Below are 2,258 nucleotides of genomic sequence, written 5' to 3'. Positions count from 1 at the left end.
AACAGCAGCGCTCAGAACGCAAAACACGACGAACAGAAAAGCCAGGCGTCATCCGAAGAGACGGCTCAGCGAACCTCTTTGAGGTAACGGTCAGAGAAGGCCCGTTGCGCCTCGGCCATGCGACCGTAGTCCACGCTCTTGGCACGGGCGTATTCGCTGGCCGGCAGGAACTGCGCTTCGATGTCCTTGGGCATTGCGCTTGCGCGCACCGGGCGCAGGTACGCCTTGGCCCAGATCGCCTGGCCTTCGTCGGACAGCGTGAAGTCGAGCACCTTCTTTGCGTCCGCTGCATGCGGCGCCTTTGCGACCAGGCTCATCACGTACGGTACCGCCAGCGTGCCTTCGCTCGGGATCACGAACGCCACGTTCGCCTTGTCCTTGTACTTGGCGCGGTAGGCGTTGAAGTCGTAGTCGAGCAGGATCGCGATTTCGCCCGACAGCACGCGTGCATACGACGTTTGCTTCGGCACGATCGGCTCGTTTTTCTGCAGTGCCTTGAAGTAGTCGATGGCCGGCTTGAAGTTGTCCAGCGTGCCGCCGCGCGCTTCGTTCACCGCCACCGCGCCGANNNGGGCTTGAGCAGGTCGGCCCACGACTTCGGAACCGGCTTGCCCTTGAGTGCGTCGACGTTCACCATGAAACCGAGCGTGCCCGAGTGGATGGTGAACCAGTTGCCGGCCGGGTCTTTCAGGCCCTCGGGAATGTCTTTCCATGCGGCCGGCTTGTAGGGCTCGACCACGCCGTCTTTCGCGGCCTGCACCGCGAAGGTCACGCCCAGGTACGTGACGTCGGCGACTGGGCTGGCCTTTTCGGCGACCAGTTGCGCGAGCGACTGGCCCGAGTTCTTGTTGTCGGCCGGCACGGTGATGCCCGTCTTGGCCTTGATGGCCTTCAACTGGGTGCCCCAGTCGGCCCACTCGGTCGGGCAGTTGTAGCAAATGGCGGTCTGCGCCATGGCGGCGCTGCCGGCTGCCATGAGTGCGGCGGCCAGCACGCCGAGGCGGGCGATGCGGTGGAAACGGAAAGACATGGAAGAGCTCCTTGGATGGATGGGGCGGAGAACGGGGTGGAGAGAGAAAACAGTTGGGTGGGTCGATCAGGAAGCGGCGGCGTCTTCTTCTTGTGGGTGTTGTCGTTCGCGCGCGGATGCGCACGACTCGCCGTCGCGAAACGCATGGGGAAGCAGCAGGCTTGCATCCGCCTGCAACGTGGTGCCGCCGGCCATGGCCTGGATCAGCAACTCGACGCTGTGGCGGCCGATGTCGCTGTTGGGTTGGGCGATGGTGGTCAGCGCAGGCGTGAGGTCTTCGCCGAGCGCGATGCCGTCGAAGCCGACCACGCTCAGGTCGTCGGGTACCGAGAGGCCGCTCAGGTGCGCGGCGCGGATGCTGCGAATGGCAAGCAAGTCGTTCGAGCAGACCAGTGCCGTGGGACGGCTGGAGGCCTGGAGGTGCTGCGACAGCGCATCGACAGCGGTTTCCACGAAGGGCACTTCGATCAGCGGCGGTGCATCGAGCCCGGCGTCGGACATGCCTTTCTGGTAGCCGCGATAGCGCTGCTGCGCGCGGTCCGATGCGGCGAGCGTGCCGCTGACCATGGCGATGCGCCGATGCCCGAGCAGCACCAGCCGCGTGACCGCGTCGGCCACCGCGCCTTCGCTGTCGACCGACACGCAGGGGTGGTCGGGGTGCCGGTTGTAGGCCAGCACGTAGGGCACGCCGTTCGCGCGCAGCCGTGGGAGCGTGGTCGAGGTCGAGGGGTTCGACACGACGAGGATGAGCCCGTCGACGTTGCCGGCCAGCAGCAGGTGGACGGCGCGCTCTTCTTCGTCGAGCCGGTAGCCGGTGGTGACGGGAATGATGGCGTAGCCCCCCGCAACAGCCGCGCGCGCAATGCCTTGCAGGCATTCGGCAAAGGTCGGGTTGAGCAGGGTGGGCAGCACGACGCCGAGCACACGGCTGCGCTGGGTGCGCAAGGTGCGGGCGCTGGCGTTCGGCAGGTAGTTGAGTTCGCGCGCCACGCGCTCAACCAACTCCCGGGTGGCGGGCGTCACCTTGTCAGGGAAATTGAAGGCCCGCGACACGGTGGCCACGGACACTCCGGCTTTGGCTGCAACGGCTTGAATGCTCATCGTGCGGTGTTATGTAATCGATTACATTTCACCGCGGCAGTATGACCTCGCTATGACAGGCTTTGGAAGCGGGGAGAAACCCTTTGGACTTGTTGTTAGGGGTGCCGGCGATGGGCGATGGGCGATG

General features: G+C 65.3%; 1 protein-coding gene and 1 pseudogene. Both read right to left on the bottom strand.

The features are described 5' to 3' along the window. Positions 1-65: 65 nt before the first annotated feature. A pseudogene (locus tag DBV14_RS32070) lies at positions 66-1,030 on the bottom strand (extracellular solute-binding protein). Between the two features lie 66 nt (positions 1,031-1,096). Beyond that, the gene (locus tag DBV14_RS32065; protein ID WP_124465946.1) at positions 1,097-2,131 is read right to left on the bottom strand and encodes a LacI family DNA-binding transcriptional regulator; all 1,035 of its coding nucleotides are present in this window, start codon (positions 2,129-2,131) and stop codon (positions 1,097-1,099) included. Positions 2,132-2,258 lie beyond the last annotated feature (127 nt).

This window comes from Variovorax sp. KBW07, from assembly GCF_003852515.1.
Classification (GTDB): Bacteria; Pseudomonadota; Gammaproteobacteria; order Burkholderiales; family Burkholderiaceae_C; genus Variovorax.
The sequence above is the reverse complement of the archived record's forward strand: the minus strand, read 5'-3'. Positions and strand labels throughout refer to the sequence as shown.

Coding starts and splice junctions, on each gene's coding strand:
- DBV14_RS32065 (WP_124465946.1), bottom strand. CDS start 2,131: ATGAGCATTCAAGCCGTTGCAGCCAAAGCCGGAGTGTCCGTGGCCACC.